This window comes from Luteolibacter sp. Populi, from assembly GCF_040801775.1.
GTDB lineage: Bacteria > Verrucomicrobiota > Verrucomicrobiia > Verrucomicrobiales > Akkermansiaceae > Haloferula.
In genome coordinates this window covers 4,930,773-4,956,399 of the sequence record NZ_CP161812.1, presented here as the reverse complement: position 1 = coordinate 4,956,399, position 25,627 = coordinate 4,930,773, and the positions used below count along the sequence as shown (strand labels likewise).

The following is a 25,627-nucleotide window of genomic DNA, read 5'->3' as shown; positions in this document are numbered from 1 at the left end:
GCGCGATGGACGACTGGCCGGAAATTCGCTGCATCCAAGGTGCCAGCCTCAGGGTGCGGCTCCCGCCGGGTAAGAAGATCCGCGTCGGTCCTTCCTACACCTTCGAGATGTGCCTTCCCGCTGCACCGGCGGCAGGCACCCTTTTCTGGTCAGGCGAGGAGGTGACCCTCGAACCGGAAGCCCCGGGATTCGAAGTCGGCGGCGTGGCCGTCGATGGCAAGATCCGCGTGCCGGACGGTGCCGAGATCCGCCTGGGCCAGTATCTGCTCCGGCTCAGCGGGCAGGGCGCGGAATCCTCGCAACCGACGACGACTGCCGCGGTGGCGAAGGTCCCCGAGCGGGCACGCATTCTCGCCGGCGGCGTGGAGGTCGCGCGGATCGAACTCCGCCAAGGTCTCTCGATCGGCAGCGATTCCACCTGCGACTATCAGGTCGCCGCCGGCAACGCCCCCAACGCCCGGCGCGCCTACTGCGCGATGGTCGCGGAGACGCCCGACGGCTTCCAGGTGGAGGCGAGCGGCTTCGAGGAGCGCGGCGTGCTGCTGAACGGCCAGCTCTTCAGCCGCCGCGATCTGGTCTTCGGCGATTACCTCCAGATCGGCCCGCTCTGCTTCCGCTACGATGGCGAGGGCGGCCTGCTGCCCTGCGCGAACTCGCTCGGTGCCGCGCTGGATGCGGAGGACATCGGCGTGAGCTACGATGGCGGCGGGAAATGGACCCTCGATGGCGCGACCTTGCTCGTACCGGCCGGACACTTCGTCGGCATCCTCGGCCCCAGCGGCTCCGGCAAGACGACGCTGTTGCGCGCCGTCAGCGATCTGGTCAAGCCGGGGCGCGGCGAGATCCTGTTAGACGGGCGGCCGATCCCCGCCTCCCCTGCCGAGCGCCGCTCGCTGATCGGCTTCGTGCCGCAGGATGACATCGTCCACCTCGATCTAACCGTCCACCAGGCGCTGCGCTTCGGCGCGCGGTTGCGGCTGCCCGATAGCGTCCCCGAGCACGAGATCGAGAAGCTGATCGAGCGCATCGTCGGGCGGATCTTCTTCCAATACCGCGACCGCGACTTCGAGGCCAAGGACACGGCGGCACTGGAGAAAATGAACGCCCGCATCCACGAGATGCTGGCCAAGCGCGTCGGCCAACTTTCCGGCGGCCAGCGCAAGCGCGTAAGCGTCGCAGTCGAGCTGATGAGCCGACCGCGGATCCTATTCCTCGACGAGCCGACTTCCGGTCTCGATCCGGCATCGGAAAAGGAGCTGATGTCGATGCTGCGCGATGTGACGAATTCCGGCTGCAGCGTGGTCTGCACCACCCATATCCTGGACAACGTCTGGCGGATGCACAGCTTCGCGGTGGTCCATGGCGGCAAGGTCGTCTTCCAGGGCGACAGCGGGGCGGCGCGCAGCCATTTCGGCGCGGAAGATCTCTCCGGCATCTATCAGCTCCTCGAGCAATCTCCGGCGCAGTGGCAGGCCAAGGCCGTGAAAGGCACGGGCAAGCGGCCCGAACAACTCGCCCCGCCACCACCGCCGTCATCGAAGAGCCCGCTTCGGCAGGGTGCCCTGCTGCTCCATCGCCAGTTCGAGCTGCTCAAGCAGGAAGGCGGCAGCATCCCGCTCCTGATCGGCCAGCCGCTGCTGATCGGGGTAGCCTTGAGCCTCGTCTCCGTCGATGAGGCGGCGATTCCCTACAAGCTGTTCTTCGGCGTGGTGGTGGCCTTCTGGTTCGGGTGTAGCAATGCCGCTCCCCAGATCGTGCGCGAGCGGGCGATCCTCGAGCGCGAACGCGGCATCGGCCTCGGCCTGCTGCCCTATCTCGCGGCCAAGTTCGCGTTCTTCGGGCTGCTCACCCTGCTGCAGGTCGCCTTCCTCTGGGCAATCCTGGCGGTCCCTTGGTATCCCCAAGTTAGCATCTATCCGCCCCACGCCACAACGGCCATGCAGGTCGCCGGCTACTTTTGGCAAGCCATCGGCGTGGTCGCGATGGTGATGTGCGCGACGGCTTGGGGCCTGGCGGTCTCCGCTTGGTCGAAGAAGACCGCCCAGGCCTCCTTCGCCGTGCCGCTGCTGGTGATCCCGCAGATCCTCTTCGCCGGCTTCGTCTTCCCGCTCGACCAGTGGAAGCCTTCGGAAAGCGACGGCTCCCGCGCCAAAACCGGCAAAACCGTGGCCCGCTGGGTGGCCAGCGCGGTGCCCGGCTACTCCGGCCAGCGCCTGATGGAAACCAGCGTGGTCTGGGGCAAGGACTCGGAAGGCTGGGAAGAAGACGCCGGGGAAAGACAGGAAGGCCAGAAGCCCAGCGGCACCTGGGACAAGCAGCTGGAAAGCGTGAAGCCGCGCATCATGGCCTACAATAACCTCGAGGTGCTGGTTAGCACGGAGGACTGGATCAGCTTCCTGGACGACCGCGACCAAGGCGTCACCTGGCGCATGGCCGCGCCCGCAGCGACCGCAATCGCCTGGCTGGGAGCCTGGACCGCCGCCAGCATGGCCTTCGCCGCCTTTTCCCTGCGCCGCTCGCGGGGGTGAGGAGAAGTCGCGTAGCGACCGTGGACTGCGCGCAGCCTGCTGCCGCTGTAGGCAGGCAGCCCGCTGCCGTGAAGCACGGGAGAATTCCGTATCCCGCTCCGTCCGCGGTTCGCCACACCCGGTGCTTCGCCTGTGCAGCGCCCCTCGCAGCAGGCTGCATCGGGACAGCGGCAGCAGGCTGCACGCAGTCCACGGCGGCTGCGCCGCGGAAGGCAAAACCCTCCCTCCGCATCCCGCACACCGTTTTGCTTCACCCCGACGCCAACCCGAGATAAAGAAAGCGCGGTGTTCAGACGCGGCGATGAAGTAATCGGAGGACGGTACCGGATCGAGGCCCCGGCAGGCGAAGGCAAGGCCGGGCCTCTCTTCGACGCGTCGCGGGTCGCCGACGGCCTGCCCGTAACGATCCGTTCCCTCGCCCCATCGCTCCGCAATCAGGCCCCGGTCATGGAACGGCTGCGGCAGCGGGCGGAATTTGCCACCGGCCTGGGCCATCCGAATCTGGTTCCAATCCTGGAAGTTTCCGAGGCCGGAACCGCCTTTCTAACTGCCGAACGCCGTTTCGACGCCCTGCCGCTCCTGCGGGTGGTGCGTGGCAAGGGGGCCTGCAGTCCCTACGAAGCCGCTTGGATCGCGGTGCAGCTTTCCCACGGCGTGGATTACCTGATCGCGAGCGGTGCCCATGGCTTCGACTTCACGCTCTCGGACGTTTACGCGGAGATCGGCGATCTGCGCCGCGAGGAGGAGTTCTTCTCCATGACCGTGGACCGCTGGCCGAATTTCAGTATCCGCCTCAATCCGCTGGCCCTGGACGGCGACCGACTGCCCGAGCGGATCATGGCGACTTGGTCCGACCCCGCCCTGCCACTGGTGCAGAGCATGGCGCGGATCGTCTTCAACCTGGTGACCGGCGGCATGGGCAATCCCCTGACCGAGCCGGTCATTTCGGAGAAGTTCACCGCCTCCCTGCGCGCCTGCCTTACCGGTTCCCAGCGCAGTGCCACTTGCCGCGACCTGCTGTGGACGCTTTTCGGCGACTTCGGGGATGGCGTCACCCGGTTGTTTTCTGTCGATAGCCCGATCCCGGAGCAGCCACCGATGCCTGTGCAGGCTGTGGCGAATCCCGTGACGGAGAACCGCACTCCGGCGGGCCCACCGCCTCCGCCTTCCCCGCTCTATCAGTCAACTCCTCCACCGCACGCCAAGAAGAAGAAATCCGGTAGTTTCGCCATCGTCGCGCTCCTGCTGGTGGGAGTCGCCGCCGGCGGCGGGTTCGCGTTCAAGTATTGGAAGGACGGGAAGGACCGGAAAGACCGCGAGGCGAAGGATACCCCTGCGGCTCCGCCTCAAATCGCGGTGACCGAACCGGAAGACAAGACTCTGGAGCCAAAGAAGGAACCGGAGCAGCCGCCGGTCAATCCGATGCCGCCCGAAACCGGAGTCGCCAAGAACGACCCGCCGGTGCCTGAAACTCCGCCCACGCCCGATCCCAAGCCTCCCGAGCCGCCGCCGGTGGAAGGGAAACCCGTGCCCGAGGGCCTGCGCGACTACCGCCTGACCAAGCGCGCCGAGGTCGAGGTCCAGGCGGTCTATTTCCTACAGGAGCCGAACCGCGTATCCGGCGGAACCTCTCCGCTGACGATCCGCGCCGAGGGCAATAGCTCCGGCCAGGCACGGATCGGCCTGAAGCGCGAGATGCTCGGCGGCACCGGCCAGATGTGGGATGGCTCCGTGTGGGTCGCCGCCTTCGTGGCCAGCCAGAGCCTCGGGCAGTCGGTGATCGACAACGAGTTCGAAGTAATTTCGACCGGCAGCATCGATGGTCCCTCGGCCGGGATGCTGATCACCACGGTGATGACCGCACTGATGACGGGCGAGCCGCTGAAGCCGGACACCACCATGACCGGCACCGTCAACCCGGACGGAACCTGCGGGCCGGTGGGCGGGATCATCCAGAAGCTGGAAGGCGCCGCGGCGAAGGGCATCAAGCGCTTCGGATACCCGGCCGGGAACCGCCTGATCATGGACCCTAACAAAGGCGGGCTGGTCGATGTCAAAGCCCGCGGGACCGAACTCGGGATCGAGACCGAGGAGATTTCCACCCTTGCCGAGGCCTATCTCTTCTTCACCGGCAAGATCCATCCGGGAATGGTCGGGATGGACGATGCCGCCAAGCGCCTGCCGGACGTCGATGTCTCCCTGCTGAACCGCCTGCGCGGCTCCCGCGAGCAGATCGCGAGCCGGGTCGTGCGCGCCGGCCGCTCGGCCATGCCCGACTTGGAACGCCTGGATCCCCAGAACCAGAAGTCGCTCCGGGAGCGGATCGACCTGATCAACGAGTATCTCCACGAAGCGGAACTCAAGGAGCGCAAGGGTGCCTTCGCGCTTTCGCTCTATCAGACCGCGAACGCCCTCGCCGCGATCAACCAGGTGGAGATCGACATCCGCATGATCGAGGCCAGCGGGAACGGCGGCGGCTTCGCGGGAGCCATCGCCAAGCTCGACGAGATCGACAAGGAAATCTCGATGGACCGGACTGCACTGGGCCGGAAGGTGACGGGCTATCTCACCACCGCCGACCTGAGTTCCCGGATCGATGCCCTGAGCCTGGCGGCGATGTTGCAGGAAGTGGAAATCCAACAGGTGACCGCCAACCAGAACCTGAGGCTGGCCGACCAGTTGGTGCGGGACAAGATCACCGATGCCGAGGGCAAGAAGCGGGTCCAGCGCCTCATCAACCAAGCCTCGGGGATGCTCAGTTACGCGAAGGGCCGCCTCGAATCGGCGGAGAGCTGGCAGTCGATCTCCTTTGCCACCGGCAAGGCGGAGATCGCGACGGACAAGGTTTTCTTCGACCAGCAGGGCAAGAGCTACGCGCTGGCCGCGGAGTCGTCCTTGGAACTTCTGAAATCGGTCGCTTCCGCCCGCTGGCAGATCGCCAGCAAGCAGCAATTCGGCGAGGCCTCCGTCAATTTACCCGACTCCGTATGGGCGATCGAACCTTCCTATCACTCGGCCGAGATCGCGGCGAAGCTGACCCTGAACCGCCGGATGACCATCAGCCGCGCGGGTCCGACCGAGAACGAGCCGGTCGCCGGAACGGGGGTCGAGGGTGCCTCCATCGATGTCTTCGGCAGCGGGATCTACGCCTATCTGGAGGTCGCGAAGATGATGCTCACCTGGTACAATTTCCCGGAGATCCAATCCGCGTCCGCCGACAACACCGCCTACTCCGTTGCATTCGGCAATTTCCTGGAAGCGGCCCGGATCAACGCCCTCGCCAAGGCCCGGCGGGCGGAGGCGGTGTGCGGCAGGATGCCGGAGTCGATCCTGCTGAACCTGCACCTCGGCAGCCAGCTGGCCAATGGCAGCGTGACCGAGAAAATGGCAGGCTTCGTGGCCTTCTGGAAGACATCGCTTTACAGCGATGTGGTGATCGCGGCGGGGAAGTCGGCACAGCAAGCGCCCAAGAAAAATGTTGAGGAAGCTCCTAACGGAAAGTAATCCATAGATCAACCATGCGCTCATCCTTCGCACCCAAGTCCCTTGTCGCCGTTGTCACCTGTCTCGCCATCACCGGCTGTGAGAACATGAACAGCGGCGCAGCCGCGGGGATTGGCGCGGGGATCGGGGGCCTGATCGGCAACGAGATTGGGGGCACCCGCGGGGCCTTGATCGGTGCTGCCGGCGGTGCCTTGGCAGGCTACGCCTTCGCGGAAAGCTACAAGGCCTCGCAGGCCCAGCAGCGCGAGGCGGAGCAACGGGCCGCCTACTACGCCAGCAAGCCGGCCTCCTCCAACAAGATCAAGCGCAGCAAGGCCAAGTATGTGGCCGTGCCGGTGAAGTCCAAGAAGAGCAAGGGCAACGATGTCGTGCTCGTGAACAAGGAAACCGGCAAGGCCGAGAGCGAAGCCTACGTCCCGAAATCCGGCGAAAGCTTCGACTCCGGCGAGGTCGTGACCGTCGGCGGCAAGGAAGCCGTGGTCGGCAGCTCCTTCCAGGGCATCTGAGCCAACCAAAGGCAGGGACCGCTCTCCGAGCGGTCCGGCTTATGACGGCGGTCTCATCCGAGGCGGCACTGGAGCGAGGGTTCGTGCCCTCCCCAGCCTGACCTTTCGGAGAAAGGTCCCTGCCTGTCCTTCAACAGAACTGGCATTGGGCAATTCCCGATGTTAAACCTCGATCCATGAACCGTCCCGGCGATTTGATCGCCAATGGCCGCTACCGGATCGACGAAGCGGCCGGAGAGAAAAAGTCGTGCGTGGTGTTCAAGGGCACACAGGTGTCCGATGGCGCGCTCGTGGCGGTGCGCGTGCTCGCGCCCTTCGTCAAGAAGCAGCCGCACGTCGTGGCGCGCCTGCGCTCGCGAGCCGAGTTCGCGATGGGCCTCGAACATCCGAACCTGGTGCCCGTCCTCGATGTCCGCGAGGACCTCGACACCTTCCTGGTCGTCGAGACCTGGTATGAGGCCCTGCCCCTGCTGCGGGTAGTGCGCGGCAAGGGTGCCTGCAGCCCCTACGAAACCGCATGGATCGCGGGCCAGCTCGCGCGCGGGGTCGACCATCTCATTACCAGCGGAGCACCGGGCTTCGACTTCACCCTCTCCGATGTCTACGCCGAGATCGGCGACCTGCGCCGGGAATCCGAGTTCTTCTCGATGACCGTGGACCGCTGGCCCGGCCTCGCCGTGCGCCTCAGCCCCCTGGCCCTCGATGGCGACGGATTCTCCGAGCGCGCGCTCGCGACCCCGGTCGACTCCGCCCAGCCGCTGGTCCGCAGCATGGCGCGCATCGTCTTCAATCTGGTCACCGGCGGGATGGGCGATCCCCTCACGGAGCCGGTGCTTTCAGAGAAGTTTACCGCCTCACTCCGCGATTGCCTCACCGGTGCCAAGCAGACCGGCACCTGCCGCGAGTTGCTGTGGACTCTCTTCGGCGACTTCGGCCCGGAGATCACCGCGCTGCTGCCCGCCGAACAGGCGGAGGTCGGCGATGAGGAGGTCGGCTCGCTGCTCGAACACCTCGACAAGCAGGGCGAGGAACTCGAGGGCCTGCTGCGCTACAAGACCTTCGGCAAGCAGGTCAAAAAGCAGCTCGCGATGCTGGAAGAGCAGCGCGCCGGGGTGCTCGACCAGCAACGCAAGATCCGCGAGGACGGCGAACGCGTCCGCGCTCTCGAGGACCGCCTGCAAGCCGAGCACCGCCAGATGGAAGGCCAGCGCGCCGAGCTCCAGCGCCGTGGCGACGAATTGGCCCGGCTCGAAAAAGAAGCCGACGAACAGGCCCAGGCCCGCGCCGGGGAACTCCGCCAGCGCGAGGACGAACTGGCCGCCCTCCACGCCGAGCAAGAGCGCGAGAGCCAGCGCGTGCGTGCCGAACTCGACCGTCTCAGCGTCAGCCAGGACGGACTCGCCCGCGAGAAGGAAGCCCTCGCCGCCAGCATCGGCCGCTACGAACAAGAGCAAAAGGACCTCGCCAACAGCCGCCAAACCGTCGAAGCCGAGCGCCGCAAGCTGGACGTCGAGCGCGAGCAACTCGATAGCCGCACCGGCGAGTTCCGCGAACTCAAGGCCGACCTCGAACGCAGTCGCGGCGACCTCGAGGAGCAGCGCGAAGCCCTCGCCCGCCGCCAGTCGGAACTCGAAGCGCGCGGTGCCGGCATCTCGGAAAGCGAGCGCCTCGTCATCGAGCAAAGGGAACTCGAAGCCCGCATCGAAGCCCTCCAAACCAAAGGCCGTTCCCTCGACGAACGCGAGTCCGCCCTGCGCACCAAGGAACTCTCGCTCGATAGCGCCAACCGCGCCCTCGTCCGCGAAGAGGACTCGCTCTCAGGCCGCCTCGGGGAACTCGAATCGAAGCTCTTCCTCGAACGCAGCCATCTGGCCGACAAGGAGCGCGAGATCCAATCGCGCGAGGAAACCCTGGCCGCCAAGGAACGCGATTGGCAAGCGAAGCAGGAACAGCAGCGCTCGCTCCAGGACGAGAAGGAACGCCTCGTCGCGGAACTGCGCGACAAGCTCGACGGGATGACCGCCGAACTCGGCACCGTCACCGCGGAGAAGCAGCGCTTGGAAAGCGAGCAGCAGCGCCTCCAGGCATCGCAGCAATCCCTCGGCCAGCGCTCGGACTCGCTCGACCGCGAGCGCACCGACCTCAAGGCCTTCGAGGCCAAGCTACGCGCGGAGATCCAAGGCGAAGGCGAAAGCATCACCCGCGAACACCGCGCACTGGAACGCCGCATCGTCGTCTACCGGCGCGTCACCCGCTTCGGCGTGCCGATCGCCGCAGCCGCCATCGTCGGCCTCGGCGCGCTGGTGCTTGCCAAGCCGAAATTCCCGGACAGTGCCAGCGCCGTCCGCGATATGCCGGAGTGGAAGCAAGAGTGGCTGCGCCGCAATCTCTCGAAGGAAATCGCCGAGCAAACCAGCGCCGGCAGCTGGCAGCAGGCCCTCGGCTCACTCCACCTCTACTCCCAGGGATTCAGCCGCCGCCCCGACGACGTGATGACCGCGGCCAAGCTCACCAGCGCCGCGCTCGCCAAGCAGTACGACGCCGCGCCCGACAAATTCCCCACCACCTATTCCGACAAGGACGGCCACGCCGTTCCAGTCGCACCCGCCCTCGCCGGCCTCTCGGGCTGGGGCATCGCCGATGCCGACCGCCTCCGCCTCCATCTCGATGCCCGCGAGGCCCTCCGCCAGGCTCGCGACGAGCACTCCCTGAAGGCCCGCGCCGAAGCCCTGCGCGCGATCGTCGAGCTGCGCCGCCTCTATCCGGATGTCGAGACTTGGCAAAGGGCGGTCACACCGGTCCTGACCCCGCTGATCGCCGGTTCGCTCAACGAAGCGATGGTCCTGTTAGAGCCGGGAACCTCGGGCCAGGAATTGGCGAAGAGCTTCCGGGAAGCCTTCTCCAGCGAACAAGTCCTCAAGGACCTCAAGGTTCTCGAAGAGGGCGGCTTGAAGGAAGCCGGAGCCCTCCGCGTGGCCGGGGAAGCCCTAGCCGAAATGACCAAATCCGGCGTGCCCGATGCCGCCGCCCTCGTCGCCTTCATCTCCGACCGCCTCGCGGAAGACTGGCCGGTCGAGATCCGCACCCGTCTCATCACCGTCCTCATGAAACACGTCGCGAACTTCCGCGGCCAACTCCGCAAGGATGGCATGAGCTTCGTCGATTCCCTGGAAAGCACCGCCAGCAAACCCGCCGAATTGACCGCCGTCGCCGAACACCTCTGGCGTCACCTGAAGGCCGACTACATCCCCGACTGGTTCAGCCGCGACCAACGCCGCGAACTCTACGGCTTCGTCGGCGACGTCCTCACCCTTCACGCCGGAAAAAATCCCGACCTCCATGACGCCTACGGCACCGCCGCCCGCGAGGGCGACGACGTCGGCAAATACTGGCTGGGCCGCGGCTCGATCGGCAGCTCGCTCCGCCAAAGCGACCCGAACGATGCGGACTCACCCAAGGTCATCGGAAACCGCACCGAGTACGACGACGGCCGCAAGTTCCTGGAAGAAGCCGCCGCAAGCAAGAATCCGGAGGTCCGCCAAGAGTCCCTGTGGGTGCTGGCGGAAACCGATCTCTTGCTCGGTAATCTCCCCGCGGCAGCCACCGAAGCACGCCAGGCGCACGAGGTCGCCAAGGGCATGAAATCGTCCCTCATGCTCCTCCGCAGCCTGCGCCAACTCCGGGCACTGGCTCCCACACCCGCCCTCGATACCGAGATCCAGCTCAGCGCTAGCGAGGCCTCCCGCATGGTCCGCCAATCCTCCGCCGATCCCAAGGCACCCGACCTTCTCAACGAACTCTTCGCCTCCCTCTATGCCATCCTCAAGGACGAGGTCAAAGCCGACCCCGCAACCGTGGCAGAGCTGAAACTTCAATTCGACCTCGCGGCCTCGGACCCGAAACTGGCCGGCATGCGCTTCGCATCCCGCGCCACGTGGAAGAATGCCGGCTACCCTCCCTTCGAAGGTCTCAGTGAATACGACCGCAAGCGGCAGACCTTCGAAGACTTCTGGGAAAGCGCCCGCGCAGGCCACCAAATGGCCCGCGATGCCGCTGGCAGCTTCGGCCTCGACTGGCAGCAGGACAAGGAACCCGCAGTCAGAAAAGCCCTCGGCGAGTAACCCCGGGTGCGCGGACTTTAGTCCGCCGCGAGGGTCCTTGGAAAGGCGCACCCACGCAAACACCCCGCCGCATGCCTGCCCCCGGGACCGCGGAGGCTGTAAAGGCCGGAGACATGGGTTACACTCGTTCGGGGACATGGGTTACACTTTTCGGCCCGCAGCCATGAGCCGCGCGCGCGGCTCATGGCTGCGGCGGCCGGCCCACCCGCCGCTCCGACAGGGGCGCGTAGCCGCTCTCCCCGGTCGCGCGGTGTTGCGCGAAATCCGCCACCCCGATCCGCTTCCAGCAGTAGTAAACTTCGAAGCTTTCTTCCCCGATCTGCCGCAGCGCCACCTCCTCCCCGCGGAAGGCCTCGCCGATGCTCCACAACACGCCGCGGAAGCTGATGATCCCCTTGTCCAGGACCCTTCTCACCACGTCTTCCCCGCCATACCAGGCCCCGGCTTGCGGCAGTTGCACCGGCATCGCCCGCGGCGAGATCCGGTAGCGGCTCGCGGGCGTGTCCCCGCCCAGCGAATGGTGGGGCCGTTCGTGGTGTAGAGGGTGCGCCACGGCGCGAACTCCCGCCGGCAGTGCGCGTGGTCCCGCCACACCGTCGTGCGCGACAGCACTTCGGCTTGGAAGGTGCGGTGGAAGCGCTCCTCCTTGCCCTGGGTCTGCGGGTGCCGCGGACGCCCGTGGTAAACCCTCACGCCCAGCCGCAGCAGCCACGCCTCGCATTGGGTGAAGTGTCCCTGGCTGTCGCCCCACGGCTTGCCGTTGTCGCACAGGATCGCCGCAGGCAGCCCGTAGAGCCGGAAAGCTCCTTCCAGCAGCGGCTTGAACTCCGCGTAGGTCTCGCCCGCGCAGGGCTCCAGCAGCAGGTTGAAGCGGCTGTGGTCGTCGAGCATCGTCAGCGCATGGCAGCGGCCGCCCGCCGCCAGTTCGAACCAGCCCTTGTAGTCCATCTGCCACAGCTCGTTGGGTTCCTCGCGCTCGAAACGCTCCCAGCCCTTGCCGGAGGGACCGGCCGGTTGCGACAAAAGGCCGTGCCGCCGCAGCACTTCCGTAATCGTGCTCGCCGAGGGCACATTCTTTTCCCCGCGGTCCTCCAGCCACCGCTTGAGCTTCCTGCCGCCCCACACCGGGTGCACGAGGCGTGCGGCCACGATCTTCTCCTCCATCGCCGCGGGAGTCTTGCCGGGGCTCTTGAGCGGCGTGCGCGAATCGTCCTCCAGGCCTTCGCCCTTGCGGTGCCGCTCCAGCCATTTGTAGCCCGCCGTCCGGCTGATGCCGAAGCGCCGGCACAACTCCGCAATGTTCGCTCCCCCGCGGGAGGCCGGTTCCACGAATTCAAGTCTCAGGTCCATAATTTTACAGGTTTTCCAAGGCATGGTTTGCTCCTCACCGGAGGTGTAAACCATGTCCCCGAACACCTGTTAACCATGTACCCGGTCTATACAGAGCCTCCGGCCCGCAGCATGGTCCCTCCCAGCCCGCCGATTCACGCGGTGCGTATAGATAGCGCCATCGACTCGCGGCACGCCCCGCGTGCCCGGTCGTCCTCAATCCTCAAACCCTCTCCCGAAGCGCTGGATCCTCTCCACCCGGACCTTCCGGCTGGGTCTCTTGGTGACGGCGTTCTTCTTGTGGCTCACCATCGATTCGCTCTTCTACCTGACGGCCTACCGGACGATTCACCGTGGCTCGCTCCGCGACTGGTCGAGTGAGCGCGTTATTCCCGGCGGAACGCCCGATGAAACGGGATCATTCACCGCGATGATCTATGGCGGCTGCATCCACGTAGGCTGGAACGACCGAAACGCGGAGAACGCGTCCTACTACGGAACGGATGAAAGGGTCCGCCTGACGGAAAGCGACCGTTTCTCATGGACCCCACGGGTATTCTGGGGAGCGGATTCGATAATGCGCCATCGCGGCGTCCGGATTCCCACTTGGCTGTTCCTTCTGGCTTGGCTCGGGATCTGGAGCTATTTTCTCCTGAAATCGGCGCGGCGTCACCGGAGTTATTTACGGCCCGATAACGTTAAGGATTCACACGGGGCGGCGGCGTAGCTGCCTTGGCTGCACCGGCGCACCGCCCGGCAGGAGCCAGCAGCGCCGCCAAAAACAATACCCAATTACCCAAGCTCCAATCACCCAATCTCTTCTCCCTCCTCTTCCTCCACCACGATCTTCGGAAACACCGGCTTCGGCTTCCCGGTCTCATGACCGTCCGCCACCAGGCCCCACTTCAGATCGTCCAGCTTCAAGGAAAGCAGGTCATCCATCCGCAACTGCGAGGCGATCCGCGCCGCCGGATCGGGCAGCACCGGCGAGATCAGCACCGCGCAATGCGCGAGGCTCTCCACCAAGTGATACAGCACCGCATCCAGGCGCGGCTTCAGCGCCGGGTCCTTCGCGAGTTCCCACGGCTTGTTGCGCTCCGCATAGGCATTGCACTGCGTCACGTGGCGGTTGATCGCCTTCAAGGCTTCCGCGATGTCGTAAGCATCCATCGCCACGCGATATTCACCGATCACTGCTTCCAAGGAAGCACGCAGCTTCACCTCGTCCTCCCCGGCTTCCGATACGGTCGTCACGATCCCGCCCGCGAAACGCGCGGTCATGTTCAGCGCGCGGTTGCACAGGTTGCCGAGCTCGTTCGCCAGTTCCTGGTTGTAGAGCATGATTAGACGCTCGACATCGAAGTCCGCGTCCTTGCCCGTCGTGATGTCGCGCACCACGTAGTAGCGCACCGCATCCGCTCCGAACCGATCGGCCAAGGCATCGGGATCGACCACGTTGCCAAAAGTCTTGGACATTGCCAGTACCTTGCCTTCTTCGTTCTTCCGGTTCCACCAGCCGTGGACCAGAATCTTGGGCATTTCCTCATCGGCGAAGCCCATCGCGTGCAGCATGCAGGGCCAGTAGATCCCGTGCGCCGGGACCAGGATGTCCTTGCCGATCACATGGGCCGCGCAGGGCCATAGCTTCTCGAACTCGGGCAGATTGCTGCCCTCCTTCGCCCGGTAACCGGCGAAGGAGATGTAGTTGATCAGCGCGTCGAACCACACATAAGTCACGTAGTTGGTATCGAAGGGAAACTCGATGCCCCAGCGCAGCCGCTCCTTCGGCCGCGAGATGCACAGATCCAGTTCGCTGGAGTTTGCCAAGGCGCCGAGCAGTTCGTTGCGGCGGATCGTGGGGGTCACGAAGTCCGGATACTTCTCCACGAATCCCTTCAGCCACTCCGCGTGAGCGCTCAGACGGAAGTACCAGTTTTCCTCGTCGCGCTCCTCCACCTGACCCCATTCCGGGCCAAACTCGCCGGCTTCGTTGCGGTCCCGGTCGGTCAGGAATTGCTCCTGCTTCACCGAGTAGAAGCCCTTGTAGCCTTTCTTGTACAACTCGCCGCGCTCGTTCAGATCGCTGAGGATCGCCTGTACGCAGGCCTTGTGGCGCTCGTCGGTCGTTTCCGCCCAGCCGTCATACTGCAGACCAAGCTTCTTCCACAGGTTCAGGAACAGCTTGGTCGTCTTGCTAGCGAAGGTCGCCGGATTGATCCCGGCCTCCTCTGCCTTCTGCTGCACCTTCTGCCCGTGCTGGTCCACCCCGGTCAGGAAGTAGACCTCCTCGCCGCGCAGCCGCTGGTAGCGCGCGATCACATCGGCCAATACCTTTTCATAGGCGTGTCCCAAGTGGGGTGCCCCGTTCGTGTAGTCGATCGCGGTGGTAATGAAGAACATGATGGGAAAATGACGGATTCAGAATTTCCGAACGACGAGACTGGTGCCTCCGCGCCCATGCTCAAATCCCGCCCCTCCCTTCACAAGACATTCGTCATTCGAGAATTCGGAATTCGTCATTCCTCCCTCACGACCCGCCCGCCCAACGACAGGATCCTGGCATTCGCCTTCGCCGACTCCGCCTCGCCGATCTGCCCGTCCCGTACGTACATCTGCGAAAGTCCGGTCCAGGCCAGCAAGTCGTTCGGCTTCAGCGTGGTGGCCTGCAAGCCGCAGCCGATCGCCTCCTTGATCTGGCCGAGCTTCAGCAGGCACATCCCGAGCGCGTGCCAGCCGTCGAAGAAGGCCGGATCCAGCGCCACGCAGCGGCGGTAGAGCAGCGCCGCCTCGTCCAGCTCCCCGAGCGCCAGGCAGCCGTTCGCATCGTCAAACAGCCGGTCGCGTTCGGAGTCGGGCATCGCGGATCAGGGCTTGGTCTTGGCGAAGGGATCTTCGATCCGTGTCGCGTCGAGACGCTCGCTGAGCCAAGATTGGAAGGCGTAGCGCTGCATCTCGTCGGTCTGCCGCTCGACGCCTTGGTTGACCCGCTCGTCGCGCGCCGGATCCTTCACCAGCTCGCGCTTCTCGACGAAGACGAAGAGCGCGCCGTCCGGCTTGATCACCGGGTCGGCCAGCGTGCCGGGGTCCACGGTCGCCGCGGTCTCGAAAAGGGTGGTGGTGTCGGCTTCGCCTTCAAGCTTGTCGGTCCTCTTGAAGGGGCCGTGGCTCTTCGGCTCCAGGGCGAGTTCCTTGGCGAGATCGGCGAAGGGCTTGCCAGCCTTGAGACCCTCGCGGATCTTGGTGGCCTTGTCCTCGGCATCCTTCTTGAGGGCCGCGGTGGCCTTCTCCTTGATGTAGTCGGTGCGGACCTCCTCCTTGGCTTCCTCGAAGGTCTTCGGGCGCGCTTCCTCGGAACCATCGAGGCGGGCGATAATGTAAGCGCCGTCCTTGAGCGGCAGCGGGGCCTCGGTGAAGCTGGTCAGCGGGTCGCTGGTGGCGGAGAGGCGGAACAGGTAGTCACCGAGCGGCGTCGGGGTGCTCTGGATGGTGCTCACGGCCAGTGCCGGCGGCACCGCCACACGCTGGAAGAGCTCCGTGCTCACCAGCTCCCAGCCGTTGTCGGCACCCAGCTTTTCGAAATCCTTGCCATTGCTGTTCTGGGTCGAGAGCCACATGGAATCCAGGGCGGTGAGCAGTTCGTCATCCGCGTCCCGCTTCTGCGCGGCGTATTCCGCCTCCTCTTTGGCCTTCCGCTCGGCTTCGGCCTTCTCCTCGGCTTTCTTCGCGTCTTCGCTCAGCGCGGTCGGCAGCTTGGGCGGCTCGGTCTTCTTCTCCGGGTACTTCGGCTTGGCGATCAGGTAGGTCACCTTGATCTTGCGATCGACCATGTACTTTTCCTTGGTCGTTTCCCAAGCGGTCTTGAGTTCCTCATCGGTCGGCTTGACCTGCTCCATGAAGGTCGGAAGCACGGTGCGCGCGACCTGGATGGTGACCTGCTGGTCGCTATTGGCGGTGCTTTCCACGGCCAACTGGCGGTTGCCTGCCAGGCCGCTGCCGACGATCTCCTTCATCTTCTCCGCGGTCAGGATGTCGCTGACCAGATCGATCCAGTCGGTCTTCTCCTGCATCCCGAAGCGGTGGAGCAATTCCACGAAATCATTGTAGCGAGCCTGGTCGAAGGCGCCGTTCTGGTCGGCGAAGGCCTTCATCACGCGGGCCTTGATCTCGTCCGGGCTCGGGTGGATGCCGAATTCCTTGCCGGCTGCCCGGAGGTTGAGGCGGTTGATGAAGAAGCGCCGCAGCCCCTGCTCGCCTTCCGCGCCGAAGGCACCCAGCTCCCCGGCGAAGGTGAACAGGCCGAGCTGCATCGCCATCTGGAAGTTCTGCTGGTTCTGCGCCAGGGACAGCGGGGCCTCCGCGAGCTTGCGGTAGTTGGTCGCGGTGTAGCTGGTCCCGTCCACGGTGAGCACCACCGGATTGTTCGTGCTGGCTTGGCTCGACCCCATGTTGTCGCCGAAGAAGGCCAGGCCGACGAAAAGTAGCGCGATCACGAAAATGATCAGGCCGGTGTACTTGCGGAGGTGTTCAATCATGGACGCTGCTTGGGGTGTGCCCGCGGGGCGCGGTAGTTAAAGGAGCCACCGGGGGGGCATCAACCCCTATTTGCAGGGGTTTGCGTCGCTTCCTCCTCCGGTCGCCCCGCGGCAGGGGGCGAACCCCGTCGACTTGGCACCGGTGGGAAAAACAAAATGTTGCGGCTGACAGTAGAAGCGTCCGGGCCGCCGTGGCTAAAATCCGGGGATCTCCCGGGGCTATTCCGATCCGTCCGATATCCAATCCTGGATATCGGACGGATCGGAATAGCCGGAGGATCCCCGCCGTCCGGGCAAAAAAAGAGCCGCCGGGGAGCACCCACTCCCCGACGGCCAAGTTCGCCAACCCTCGTCTTGCGACGGGAGCTGACAACTGCTGTTCACCCTTACATGAAAACTGCACTTGCGCGCGGTTTTCAGTGTTTCAGACAGGCCGGCACAAAGGGCGTTCAAATGTTTTCGAAGTTTTTTCGTCAGCGCGCGGGAAACCGCTCTTGCCGTTGACGGCAGCAGGGGCAGACGCTGTCCGGCGTGACAGGACACGAGATCCGCGACGCCCTTACCGCCGCCGGGGTGATGCCCAGCCGCCAGCTTGGCCAGAACTTCCTCTGCGACCCGAACATGGCGCGCTGGATCACCGAGCAGCTTGACGCCCGGGCGGCGGACACGGTCGTGGAAGTCGGCCCCGGGACCGGCGCGCTCACCTCCCATCTCGTCGGGAAAGTCCGGCGGCTGGTGCTGGTGGAGTTCGATTCCCGGCTCGCCGCCTGGCTGACGGAGCGCTTCGCCGCGGATCCGAGCGTGGAGGTTCACCATGCCGACGGCGCGAAGTTCGACATCCGCACGCTCTTCAAGCACCGCCCGGTCAAGTTCCTGGGAAATCTGCCGTATTCTTCCGGCGGGGCGATCCTGCGGAACTTCCTGTCCCGCCCGAATCCCTTCTGCCGGGCTGTGATCATGCTGCAGAAGGAGGTGGTCGAGCGCCTGGCCGCCGGGCCGCGGACCAAGGAATACGGACTGCTGACGCTGCGGGTGCAGAGCGAGTGGTCGGTCAAGCCGCTGCGCACGGTGCCGCCGGAGGCCTTCCATCCGCGGCCGCAGATCGACTCCTCGGTGGCGCTGCTGCTGCCGCGGGGGACGGAATTGCCGGCCTTCGATGCCCGCCGTTTCGATGAGCTGATCCGCCGCGGCTTCGCCCAGCGCCGCAAGCAGATGGGCAAGCAGATGCCGGAGACGCCGGCGTGGGAGGAGGCTGCCGCCGGGATCGGGGTGGCGGTGACCGCGCGGGCGGAGGAGCTCTCCCTGGGCCAGTGGATCGAGCTGACGCGCGCCTACGATCCGCATCCGCTGCGCGATATCCCGCAGCGGGACGAAGAGATCTTCGATGTGGTGGACGAGGCTGATGCCGTGACCGGCCAGGCGACCCGCCGCGAGGTCCATGAGAAGGGGCTGCTGCACCGCGCGGTCCACGTTTTCGTGATCAACCGCCACGGCGAGCTGCTTCTCCAGAAGCGTTCGCGCTTCAAGGATGTGCACCCGGAGGTCTGGGATTCGAGCGTGGCCGGGCACCTCGATTCCGGAGAGGACTACGTCACGGCAGCGATCCGGGAACTGGAGGAGGAGATGGGGGTCACGGGTGTGGCCCCGGACGAGATTGGAAGGATCGGCCCCTGCGCGGCGACGGGCTGGGAGCACGTGCGGCTGTTCATGGTGCGCTGGGACGGGACCCCGCGCTTCCCGTGCGCGGAGGTCGAGGCCGCGCTGTGGATGCAGCCCGAGGAACTCGGCAAGTGGATCGCGGCCCGGCCGGAGGACTTCGCCAGCGGGTTTTTGGAATGCTGGAAGCTCGCCAAGGGTTTGTGATCACGATGGCTAAGAAGTTTTTAGAAATGCCTTGTCTTGTTCTCTAAAATTCTTACCTTGCTGTTTGCACTCCCCGCAAGAAGCCACCCCCTGGCACTTCAGCACCCTGTCCCACTCCCATGAAACTTGCGAGTCGTTTACGGCGCATGGCTACCATGCGTACGCCCCGCCGTATCAATAAGTCACTCCTTCCGGCAATGACCTTGCTGGAACTAACCCTCGTTATCCTGATGATGCTGAGCCTGATCGGCATCCTCGCGATCGGCGCTCGAACCTGGAAGAAAGGAACCGACCGGTCGATCTGCATTATGAATCTGCAGGCGGTCCAGAAAGGAGTCCGGAGCTTCTCGAACATGTATGGATACGAGCCCGGGGCTTCGGTAAGCGGCCTCCAGGGCCAAGTTATCGGCGCCGGCCGTTTCGTCGAAAGAGCGCCCCTTTGCCCCAGTGACGGGACCTACGCCTCGGGCGGAGACGTGATTCCCTCGCGGGGATCGCTGTATTTTAACTGCTCGCTCGCCGGTACCGGCGAGCACCAGCCCTCGGGTATCGAAGACTGGTGATGATATCCGGGGATTTCCCGGATTGCAGGTGTCGGGAATCCGGGTGAAGCTTGCGCCCGGATTCCAATGGCACCGGCAGACGCGCACTCCCGCCAGCAGGCCCGGCTTTGGTCGGCGTCTTTCGGCATCTCCGCGCTCATCAATGTGCTGGTGGTCCTGCTGCTCGTTTTCTGGATCAGCTTCCGCTGGGTCATCGCGGCGATTCTGTATGAGATCCTGGCCGCGCTGGGCTTCGATGCCGCCTTTCTTGTAGCGGCTCCACCGCCAACGCCGCGGCCGCCCGCGGAATCGGTGGCGACGATCATGCCGGAAGTCGGGCCGGCGCGGGAGAAACTTCCGCCGTCGACCCAGCCTTTTGCCCGGACCTCAAAGGACCAGGAATCCGAGCGCCCGGAGAAGCCGGCTTTCACGGGGGACCGGAATACCACCGCGACGAGCGATGCGCCCGCCGTCGTGCCGGTCCCGGACATGCCCGCGCAGGAGGGCCGGGCACCCCGTTACGAAGGCGAGATCGAGACGACGGTCAGCCAGTATCAGGAAGGCGACCTGGCCCACGACCAGATCGCGCCCAAGCCAGCCGAGCCTTCTCCGCCCGCCGCGCCATCGCAAGGAAGCATGGCTGCCGAAGGGTCTCCGCCGTCTGCTCCTCCTGCGCAGGAAACGGCAGCGAACGGGCAGGGTGGCGAGCCGACTCCGCCCGCCGAGACCGCGGCGAACAAGGCCCCGGCCCCCGCTTCACCACCTGCCCCGCCCAAGGAGGCACTGGCTGCCGGTCCTTACCAAGTCGATCGCCAGGTGAAGGAGGAAACCCCGCCCGATCCGCCCAAGCTGCCTGCCCCCGACCGGCGCAGTGCGGCCCAATCGCAGGAGAGCCCGGCAAACCCCGCCGCGAAGGAGCAGCCGAAACCCGCGGCCCCTGCCAAGACCCCCGGCTTCCGCGGCAACCAGCAGAAGACCCAGCTCAGCGGCTCGATCACCCGCCAGGGCCGCTCCGCGCTGGATGTGGAGGATTCGCTGCTGGGCCGCTACCATTCCTCGCTGAGCCGAGCGGTCGAGAAGGAGTGGCAGTTGGCCTGCGTGCGGAACCGCGACTACATCACGCCCGGCCAGATCATCGTGCGCTTCGTCCTGGAGCCCAGCGGCAAGGTCCGCTCGCTGACCTTCGTCGAGGAATTCGGGGTGGGGAATATCCAGAAGGGCTTCACCTCGGAAAGCATCCGCACTGCCGCGATCCCGCCCTTTCCCGCCGAGTTGAAAAAACAGCTCGATGGCGACCCGCTCGAGATCACTTACAGCTTCACGTTCTGAATTCCATGCCCGTTCCCGTCCTCTCCGCGCTCGATTTCAAAACCATCGGCGACTTCTTCAACCAAGGCGGCATCTTCATGTACGCGCTGGCGCTGACGTCCTTCGTCGCGCTGGCCGCCATCGTCTTCAAGATCCTGTCACTGGCCCGCGGGGCGGTGATTCCGGGGGAACTGGAGGTGGAGGTGACGCGCGCGGAGGCGACCGGGGATGCCGGCGGGCTGGTGAATGCCTCCGCCAGCGGTGCCAGCACCCTGGCACGGCTCTGCCAGGTGGCGCTGCGGCATCGCGGCAAGCCACGGGCCGAGATCACGGAGGCGGTACAGTCCTCCGCGCGGGATGAGATCGTGCAGTTGAATTCGGGGATGATCATCCTTGATACGATCATCACGGTCGCGCCGCTTTTCGGCCTGCTGGGCACGGCGAGCGGTCTGGTGGTGATCTTCGACGGGCTGGGTCCCACGCCTGACCAGACCCTGCTCGCCCGGGGCATCGGGCGGGCGCTGGACAATACCATCGTGGGTCTGGCGGTGGCGGTGCCGGCGGTGGTCGCCTATGGCTGGTTCAGCCGCCGGATCGAGGTGCTGGTCTCGCGGCTGGAGTCTCTGCTGGCACGAGTGGCCCGGATTTGCGAGGGCGCGCCGGGGGGGCATGCGCCCGCAGCCCATGGGGCCGCCACGACGGAGAAAGTCGTCCCGCCTCCCGTTCTTCCCCGCGTCCCTGAACGACCATGAAATTCGAGCGCCCCATCCGCCGCTCGCGCGGCATCATGATCATGCCGATGATCGATATCCTGTTCGTGGTGCTGATCTTCGTGATCTTCACCACGGAGCAGAAGCGGGCCCGCGCGGTCCTGCGGATCGAACTGCCGACGGTGAAGGAAGTTCCAACCTCCACGGTGACGGAATCGAGCTCGATCCTGTCCGTGGACAAGCTCGGCACGATCTCACTGGACGAGATCCGGGTGCCGGACATCGCCCTGCTGGAAGCCTACCTGAAGGCGTATGTGGACAAGAACCCGGGGCGGAAGCTGGAGCTGGAGGCTGACAAGGAATTGTCGCTCGAGAAGCTGCTGGCGGTGTGGGACGCGTTGACCCGTGCCGGTATCCCGATTAAGGACGTGCCCGCCCGCATCCGCCTACCGCAGGAAGCGGGCGGTTCATCCCGATGATTCTCGAAATCGTTCAATACGGTCACCCGGTCCTGCGCGAGCGCTGCAAGCGTGTCGAGCAAGTGGATGACGCCATCCGCATCCTGGCAGACGACATGCTGGAAACGATGTATGACGCCAATGGCGTGGGCCTGGCCGCCCCGCAGGTGGGCGTCGCGATCCGGCTTGCCGTGATCGACGTCGCGCACGATCCCGACTGCATCAGCTTCCTGAAAGTGGATGGCAAGGATGCGCCGCTGGCCTCGATCATGCCGCTGAAGTTCATCAACCCGGAGCTGGAGTTCATCGCGCCCAAGGAGCGGGATACGGAAGGCTGCCTGAGCATCCAGGATCTGCGCGCCGAGGTGAATCGCCCGGCAGCGGTGAAGGCGACCCTGCCGCAGTTGGACGGAAGCGTGCTGGTGATCGAGACGGACGGCCTGCTGGCACGGGCGATCCAGCACGAGACGGATCACTTGAATGGCGTGCTGTTTACTGACCGGGTTTCGCCGGCGATGAAGATCAGCTTAAGGCGGAAGTTGCGGAGATTGGCGGAGGATGGGTGAGCCGGGCGTGCAGGGTGAGCATTTCTGCCGGCCCTCCGGGGCGGGGTGATGTTGTGGTCCCAACCGGTGGTTTCCTTGCACTCCACCACCGGCTAATTTCCGACGCACCTCCGGCGCTGGGAGGGGGACTGGCGAGGACAGGGATTGTGCGGGCGTCGCGACGGCAGATGGCAGTCGCGACGCGGTGAGGATGCGCTGTCCGGGGCGATCAGGCCCGGCGGCGGCGGAGAAGAGCCGTCGAGGCTAGTCCTGCGAGGAGTGCGGCTGATGGCTCGGGAACGGCTTGCCCGACGGTGCTGATATAGGTCTGCGGGGATGGGCTCAGCAGGTAGGAGTCGTACTCACCATCTGCCGGAGCAGCAGCGGTGTAGTTGGGCAAGGTAATGGTTCCCGCGGACAGAGTGAAGATGTCGCCGGCACCAAAGGTCAATATGGTCTGAGAGGTAAGCATCAGGTCCAAAGGGTCAAGATCCCCCTGCACGGGAATCGCGGTGAAGTAAACGCCGTTCAAGGGGATCGTGCTGGCGTCGTCTGAAAACGCGGCGGTGGATGAACCCAAGCCGACCATCGGCGTGACGCTGCCCGCGCCTTTGATGATAAGCACAGTGGTGGTTCCGGGTCCGGTCATCTCGTAGCTGACCGCGGTGGTAACCGTGATCACCAAGGTGTTCGCGTCCGACTTGTTGAAGGTGAGGGTGACTGCTGCCGAAGCGCTACCGACGGCGAACAAGGAGGCCAGCAGGATGGGTGTTAGAGACATGGGCGTGCTATTAGCACGATAGGGGAAGATGTGTCAATAAGGTTAATGTTAGAATCAATACTTGTTGATATCGTGCATGTTGCGTGGAGGGGCGCGGATGTGACGGAAGCGTAACTGGCGCCGGATCGGCGCTTCAAACACCTCCGGCGGTGGTGGATTGGCCGGGTTATCGGTGAGCAGTTGCCCGGACCGCGAAGTGACCCGGCGTACCCCGGCTTACGAGGACGGCGTCCTTTTCATGGGTCTCCGTCAGGTTTTGCTGAAGCTCTTCAAGGAATCTCTCCATGTGGATCGGCGTGCCCCTTTGCGGCGGGTGCCGTAGAACGCCGTCATGAATCCATCCCTTCGTTTCCCCCTTTTGCAATCCTGCCAGCTGTTCCTTCACCTTTGGGAAGATCCGGAGCTCAAGCGGGATAACAGGAGGCGGCGTGGAGGCGAATTCAATGCGGCGATCTCCAATCTGCAGCGCACGAAAGCGGCGATGCCCGCCGCATTCCAAAGCGGCTGCGCCGCCCTCTTGGGCAGACGTATCTTGATTCATCAGCAAACCTGACGGAGAGCCCTTTTCATGACACGGAAAGCTGGAGAAGGCGGTACGGCGAAAAAGACGCCGCCGAAGACTGGGACGGGCGTGCAACAGGTGAGATGCGCATTTCCGCCAGCCCTCCGGGGCTGGGTGATTCTGTGGCCCCGACCGGTGGTTCCGTTGCACTCCACCACGGGCTAATTTCCGACGCAGCTCCGGCGCTCGGAAGACGCGGGTAGCAGGTGGAGCCGCGCCGCGGATCTGCCGGCACCGGAGGACGGGCGGGGAAGTCTGTCAGCATCGTGGACAGCTCGGCTGGCCTGCATAAGGTCGTATATTATGCCAGCATACGCCGCCGCCCATCTCCGCTCCGTCCAAATGGGAGAAGACATCGTTGGGTATCTCCGCAAAGTGGATGCGACCTTGCCGCCTTTCAATGGCCGCTTCCTCACCCACGGGAAGACCCCCGAGGTCATGGACGGCGAATGGCCAGGGCATCTGGTCCTGATCGAGTTTCCCGATCTGGAGCAGGCCCGGGGATGGTATCATTCGCCGGCGTACCAGGCGATCCTGCCGCTGCGGACCCGGAACTCCGACGGCAGTGCCATCCTTGTGGAAGGCGTGGATGCGGACTACCGGGCAGTCCATTTCCTGGAATCCATCGGCTTGGGATGAGCCTTGGGGCCGGGGATACAGAAGGTGACCGCGGCGAGTGAGCGGGATGACAGGGGATGTGGCTCCCCAACGAGCGGGGTCTACGAAAGTGGTAGCGCCGCTCCTCTTCGCTTGAGGCTCACGCGAAGTTCCGGATCTTGAGGCAACCCACGCGCTACCGGATGAAAATCCCAGTCGAAGCTATCAACCATGTCGGAATCGTCGTCACCGATCTTTACGGCGAAGTGCTGGGCTTCCCGAGGCATCATGTGCGGCCGTCCTGGTTTGTCCTGAATGCGACGGCGACGCTGCATTTGGTTCCCTTGGGAGATCCGTCTGCCGTCGAGCCGCCGCATCATGCTTACCGGCATGTGGCCTTGCAGGTGCCGGACTTGCGGGCGGTACTGCGGGTGCTGTTAGAGGGAGGGCTGCGGGTGATGCAGGCGGGATTCGATGGCAGCGAGCGCGAGTTGACGGCTCCGGAGGATCCGATGGATTTCGGGGTGGGGACGCTGTTCGTGCGGGATCCGGACGGGAATCTGGTCGAGTTCCTGCAGCAGGGGCACGGGCTTTTCACGGAGGAGATGAAGCCGCGGATTGAGGGGAATGAAATTTGCAAGGAGAGGCAGGAAGAGGGTACGCGGTTGGGCGGGCCAAGTTGGCTTTTGGCGGGCAGCGCCCGGCCGGTCTCAGCAGGGTCTTCGGAGGGGTAGGGGACGCTGGCGTGGATTCGTTGATGTCCTTGAAAAAGAATGAGGCAATCGGGCATTTGGAGGCTCGACTTTAGGCAATCGTGAAGCTATTCACCGCCTCGCGCCACAGCCACCCCTCACCAGACCTGAACTCATGAACAGCAGCCGCGGTATTTTCGAACCCCAGGAGGGCTTCGCGCCCGCTCCGCCCGCCAAGAGCCCTTTCGCCGTGGCTGATGAAGGAGCGGCTTCGAGCCCGTTCGCGGTGGTGTCCGAACCGGAGTCGCCGTTTGCCTCCCTGCGCGAGGAAAACCCGCCGCGGCTGGCCCCGGATCCGAACCGCCCGGTGAAGCTGCCGGAGCGCCGCCCGGTAGCCGGTGATCCGCCGCCGGTCGAGGCGCGCTCGCCCTTCGCGGCGGAAGCGATGACCGGTTCGCCTTTTGAAGCGCCGGTGGCCGTCGATTCGCCTTTTGCCACGGCAGCGCCGGTCTCTGTCGCGGCTGCGGCTGCGGCAGCCGCGCCTTTCGCTTTCTCCCACGAGCCCGTGCCTGCGCCGCCCGCGGTGCCGGTCCACCAACCCGTTGCCGCTCCTGCTCCCGTGTCAGCGCCGCCGCCCCTTTCCACACCGCCGCCCGTGTCTGCATCCGCGTCCTTCGAAGCCGATCCCTATGATTCCGACTCCCGCACGATCCGCCAGCTTGAGCTGCGCGCGATCTTCGGCGTGGACCGCGAACTGAGCGCCGACGAGATCCTGCAGCGCGCCCGCGCGCTGCCGGGGATCCGCCACGTCTCCCGCATTCCGACGGCGGATAATGCGACGATCGATGCCTTCAAGCGCGTGATCGGGGGCCTCGGCTTCGCCGGCCAGGTGAAGCTTTATTGCGGCAGCGTGCCGATCGAGTTCGTCCGCGAAGGCGGGGTGATGCTCGCGGTGCAGAACGATGGGACCTTCGCTCCCGGCGTCCGCGAGACGCTGATGATCGTGGCCCGCGAACTCGGGAAGCTTTGAGTTTGAGGCCGGCCTGCGC

Annotated in this window: 21 protein-coding genes; 14 read left to right on the top strand and 7 right to left on the bottom strand. The window is 65.0% G+C overall.

Going from position 1 to position 25,627, the window contains the following annotated elements; genetic code table 11:
• Positions 1 to 5: 5 nt before the first annotated feature.
• From ABWK72_RS20115 to ABWK72_RS20100, 4 genes are all read left to right on the top strand, one after another.
• On the top strand, positions 6 to 2,528 hold the full coding sequence (locus ABWK72_RS20115; protein ID WP_367871369.1) for an ATP-binding cassette domain-containing protein: 2,523 nt from the start codon (positions 6 to 8) through the stop codon (positions 2,526 to 2,528).
• 285 nt (positions 2,529 to 2,813) lie between these two features.
• Complete coding sequence (locus tag ABWK72_RS20110; RefSeq protein ID WP_367871368.1) at positions 2,814 to 6,032, top strand: S16 family serine protease; 3,219 nt, start codon at positions 2,814 to 2,816, stop codon at positions 6,030 to 6,032.
• 14 nt (positions 6,033 to 6,046) lie between these two features.
• Positions 6,047 to 6,538: a hypothetical protein gene (locus ABWK72_RS20105; protein ID WP_367871367.1), complete on the top strand. Its 492-nt coding sequence runs from the start codon at positions 6,047 to 6,049 to the stop codon at positions 6,536 to 6,538.
• Between the two features lie 176 nt (positions 6,539 to 6,714).
• The gene (locus tag ABWK72_RS20100; protein WP_367871366.1) at positions 6,715 to 10,659 is read left to right on the top strand and encodes a hypothetical protein; all 3,945 of its coding nucleotides are present in this window, start codon (positions 6,715 to 6,717) and stop codon (positions 10,657 to 10,659) included.
• Positions 10,660 to 10,840: 181 nt separating this feature from the next.
• Here the strand turns inward: ABWK72_RS20100 and ABWK72_RS20095 are convergent, their stop codons facing one another.
• Positions 10,841 to 11,074, bottom strand: a complete 234-nt coding sequence (locus ABWK72_RS20095) for a hypothetical protein (protein ID WP_367871365.1) — start codon at positions 11,072 to 11,074, stop codon at positions 10,841 to 10,843.
• Complete coding sequence (locus tag ABWK72_RS20090; RefSeq protein ID WP_367871364.1) at positions 11,071 to 12,009, bottom strand: IS481 family transposase; 939 nt, start codon at positions 12,007 to 12,009, stop codon at positions 11,071 to 11,073. Before ABWK72_RS20090 ends, ABWK72_RS20095 begins: the two co-directional genes overlap by 4 nt.
• A 181-nt stretch (positions 12,010 to 12,190) precedes the next feature.
• Between ABWK72_RS20090 and ABWK72_RS20085 the strand changes: the two genes are divergently transcribed.
• Complete coding sequence (locus ABWK72_RS20085) at positions 12,191 to 12,715, top strand: hypothetical protein (RefSeq protein WP_367871363.1); 525 nt, start codon at positions 12,191 to 12,193, stop codon at positions 12,713 to 12,715.
• 80 nt (positions 12,716 to 12,795) lie between these two features.
• Here ABWK72_RS20085 and ABWK72_RS20080 read toward each other — a convergent pair whose 3' ends face one another.
• The 3 genes from ABWK72_RS20080 to ABWK72_RS20070 form a co-directional block, all read right to left on the bottom strand.
• The gene (locus tag ABWK72_RS20080; RefSeq protein WP_367871362.1) at positions 12,796 to 14,388 is read right to left on the bottom strand and encodes a class I tRNA ligase family protein; all 1,593 of its coding nucleotides are present in this window, start codon (positions 14,386 to 14,388) and stop codon (positions 12,796 to 12,798) included.
• A gap of 116 nt (positions 14,389 to 14,504) precedes the next feature.
• The gene (locus ABWK72_RS20075; RefSeq protein ID WP_367871361.1) at positions 14,505 to 14,846 is read right to left on the bottom strand and encodes a tetratricopeptide repeat protein; all 342 of its coding nucleotides are present in this window, start codon (positions 14,844 to 14,846) and stop codon (positions 14,505 to 14,507) included.
• 6 nt (positions 14,847 to 14,852) lie between these two features.
• Complete coding sequence (locus ABWK72_RS20070; protein WP_367871360.1) at positions 14,853 to 16,520, bottom strand: SurA N-terminal domain-containing protein; 1,668 nt, start codon at positions 16,518 to 16,520, stop codon at positions 14,853 to 14,855.
• A 531-nt stretch (positions 16,521 to 17,051) separates the two neighbouring features.
• On the opposite strand from ABWK72_RS20070, the gene rsmA reads away from it, so the two are divergent.
• From rsmA to def, 6 genes are all read left to right on the top strand, one after another.
• Positions 17,052 to 18,383, top strand: a complete 1,332-nt coding sequence (gene rsmA / locus ABWK72_RS20065) for a 16S rRNA (adenine(1518)-N(6)/adenine(1519)-N(6))-dimethyltransferase RsmA (RefSeq protein ID WP_367871359.1) — start codon at positions 17,052 to 17,054, stop codon at positions 18,381 to 18,383.
• Between the two features lie 197 nt (positions 18,384 to 18,580).
• The gene (locus tag ABWK72_RS20060; RefSeq protein ID WP_367871358.1) at positions 18,581 to 18,946 is read left to right on the top strand and encodes a type II secretion system protein; all 366 of its coding nucleotides are present in this window, start codon (positions 18,581 to 18,583) and stop codon (positions 18,944 to 18,946) included.
• 66 nt (positions 18,947 to 19,012) lie between these two features.
• Positions 19,013 to 20,254 (top strand): hypothetical protein, encoded by a 1,242-nt coding sequence (locus ABWK72_RS20055; protein ID WP_367871357.1) that lies wholly within the window; start codon positions 19,013 to 19,015, stop codon positions 20,252 to 20,254.
• Positions 20,255 to 20,259: 5 nt separating this feature from the next.
• Positions 20,260 to 20,985: a MotA/TolQ/ExbB proton channel family protein gene (locus tag ABWK72_RS20050; RefSeq protein WP_367871356.1), complete on the top strand. Its 726-nt coding sequence runs from the start codon at positions 20,260 to 20,262 to the stop codon at positions 20,983 to 20,985.
• Complete coding sequence (locus ABWK72_RS20045) at positions 20,982 to 21,422, top strand: ExbD/TolR family protein (RefSeq protein WP_367871355.1); 441 nt, start codon at positions 20,982 to 20,984, stop codon at positions 21,420 to 21,422. The genes ABWK72_RS20050 and ABWK72_RS20045 overlap by 4 nt, the downstream gene beginning before the upstream one ends.
• Positions 21,419 to 21,967 carry a peptide deformylase gene (gene def / locus ABWK72_RS20040; protein WP_367871354.1) on the top strand — a complete coding sequence of 183 codons (549 nt, stop codon included), beginning with the start codon at positions 21,419 to 21,421 and terminating at the stop codon, positions 21,965 to 21,967. The genes ABWK72_RS20045 and def overlap by 4 nt, the downstream gene beginning before the upstream one ends.
• A gap of 208 nt (positions 21,968 to 22,175) precedes the next feature.
• On the opposite strand, the gene ABWK72_RS20035 is transcribed toward def, so the two are convergent.
• Positions 22,176 to 22,727, bottom strand: a complete 552-nt coding sequence (locus tag ABWK72_RS20035) for a hypothetical protein (protein ID WP_367871353.1) — start codon at positions 22,725 to 22,727, stop codon at positions 22,176 to 22,178.
• A 166-nt stretch (positions 22,728 to 22,893) separates the two neighbouring features.
• Positions 22,894 to 23,268, bottom strand: coding sequence for a hypothetical protein (locus ABWK72_RS20030; protein ID WP_367871352.1), 375 nt, complete (start codon positions 23,266 to 23,268; stop codon positions 22,894 to 22,896).
• Positions 23,269 to 23,592: 324 nt separating this feature from the next.
• Between ABWK72_RS20030 and ABWK72_RS20025 the strand changes: the two genes are divergently transcribed.
• The 3 genes from ABWK72_RS20025 to ABWK72_RS20015 all read left to right on the top strand — a co-directional run bounded on the left by ABWK72_RS20025 (position 23,593) and on the right by ABWK72_RS20015 (position 25,608).
• Positions 23,593 to 23,928, top strand: coding sequence for a DUF1330 domain-containing protein (locus ABWK72_RS20025; protein WP_367871351.1), 336 nt, complete (start codon positions 23,593 to 23,595; stop codon positions 23,926 to 23,928).
• Between the two features lie 161 nt (positions 23,929 to 24,089).
• On the top strand, positions 24,090 to 24,620 hold the full coding sequence (locus tag ABWK72_RS20020; protein WP_367871350.1) for a VOC family protein: 531 nt from the start codon (positions 24,090 to 24,092) through the stop codon (positions 24,618 to 24,620).
• Between the two features lie 133 nt (positions 24,621 to 24,753).
• A complete protein-coding gene (locus tag ABWK72_RS20015; RefSeq protein ID WP_367871349.1) occupies positions 24,754 to 25,608 on the top strand; it encodes a hypothetical protein in 855 nt (284 codons plus the stop codon).
• Positions 25,609 to 25,627 lie beyond the last annotated feature (19 nt).

Excerpts from the sequence above, each read along its gene's own strand:
- ABWK72_RS20115 (WP_367871369.1), top strand. The coding sequence starts at position 6 with ATGGACGACTGGCCGGAAATTCGCTGCATCCAAGGTGCCAGCCTCAGG.
- ABWK72_RS20105 (WP_367871367.1), top strand. The coding sequence starts at position 6,047 with ATGCGCTCATCCTTCGCACCCAAGTCCCTTGTCGCCGTTGTCACCTGT.
- ABWK72_RS20100 (WP_367871366.1), top strand. The coding sequence starts at position 6,715 with ATGAACCGTCCCGGCGATTTGATCGCCAATGGCCGCTACCGGATCGAC.
- ABWK72_RS20090 (WP_367871364.1), bottom strand. The coding sequence starts at position 12,009 with ATGGACCTGAGACTTGAATTCGTGGAACCGGCCTCCCGCGGGGGAGCG.
- ABWK72_RS20080 (WP_367871362.1), bottom strand. The coding sequence starts at position 14,388 with ATGTTCTTCATTACCACCGCGATCGACTACACGAACGGGGCACCCCAC.
- ABWK72_RS20075 (WP_367871361.1), bottom strand. The coding sequence starts at position 14,846 with ATGCCCGACTCCGAACGCGACCGGCTGTTTGACGATGCGAACGGCTGC.
- ABWK72_RS20070 (WP_367871360.1), bottom strand. The coding sequence starts at position 16,520 with ATGATTGAACACCTCCGCAAGTACACCGGCCTGATCATTTTCGTGATC.
- ABWK72_RS20060 (WP_367871358.1), top strand. The coding sequence starts at position 18,581 with ATGACCTTGCTGGAACTAACCCTCGTTATCCTGATGATGCTGAGCCTG.
- ABWK72_RS20055 (WP_367871357.1), top strand. The coding sequence starts at position 19,013 with ATGGCACCGGCAGACGCGCACTCCCGCCAGCAGGCCCGGCTTTGGTCG.
- ABWK72_RS20050 (WP_367871356.1), top strand. The coding sequence starts at position 20,260 with ATGCCCGTTCCCGTCCTCTCCGCGCTCGATTTCAAAACCATCGGCGAC.
- ABWK72_RS20045 (WP_367871355.1), top strand. The coding sequence starts at position 20,982 with ATGAAATTCGAGCGCCCCATCCGCCGCTCGCGCGGCATCATGATCATG.
- def (WP_367871354.1), top strand. The coding sequence starts at position 21,419 with ATGATTCTCGAAATCGTTCAATACGGTCACCCGGTCCTGCGCGAGCGC.
- ABWK72_RS20035 (WP_367871353.1), bottom strand. The coding sequence starts at position 22,727 with ATGTCTCTAACACCCATCCTGCTGGCCTCCTTGTTCGCCGTCGGTAGC.
- ABWK72_RS20030 (WP_367871352.1), bottom strand. The coding sequence starts at position 23,268 with ATGAATCAAGATACGTCTGCCCAAGAGGGCGGCGCAGCCGCTTTGGAA.
- ABWK72_RS20025 (WP_367871351.1), top strand. The coding sequence starts at position 23,593 with ATGCCAGCATACGCCGCCGCCCATCTCCGCTCCGTCCAAATGGGAGAA.
- ABWK72_RS20020 (WP_367871350.1), top strand. The coding sequence starts at position 24,090 with ATGAAAATCCCAGTCGAAGCTATCAACCATGTCGGAATCGTCGTCACC.
- ABWK72_RS20015 (WP_367871349.1), top strand. The coding sequence starts at position 24,754 with ATGAACAGCAGCCGCGGTATTTTCGAACCCCAGGAGGGCTTCGCGCCC.